Origin of the sequence: Nocardioides albidus, assembly GCF_006335005.1 — a bacterium.
In the GTDB taxonomy this organism is placed as follows: Bacteria; Actinomycetota; Actinomycetes; order Propionibacteriales; family Nocardioidaceae; genus Nocardioides; species Nocardioides albidus.
Genome location: NZ_VDMP01000026.1, coordinates 95,866 through 96,129, shown reverse-complemented (window position 1 = coordinate 96,129; position 264 = coordinate 95,866). Strand labels below are relative to the sequence as shown.

The 264-nt window shown below is 67.8% G+C and carries 1 pseudogene; it reads right to left on the bottom strand.

Annotation, left to right across the window (positions count from 1 at the left end):
• Positions 1-264 (bottom strand): annotated as a pseudogene (locus FHP29_RS21800) (hypothetical protein); the annotation flags it as partial.

Genomic DNA, 264 nt, shown 5'->3' with positions numbered 1-264 from the left:
GCCTTATGGCGGTCGGGGATCTCGTAGGAGCCGACGGGCACGTGGTCGGCCAGGTCGATCACCGGCCGCACGATGATGGTGGTCTGGCGGGTGCGGAGCCATTCGCGGATCTGTGCTGAGCTGATCGGGGACCTGCCCTCTTCCCACCGTCCGACCGGGTTCTGCCCGGTGAGGGTGGTGTCGGTGATGTGGACGTCCAACACGATCCTGCGTCCCGGCACGGTGGCGACGACCTCGCCGGTGTCGGGGTCAGGGATCAGCAGA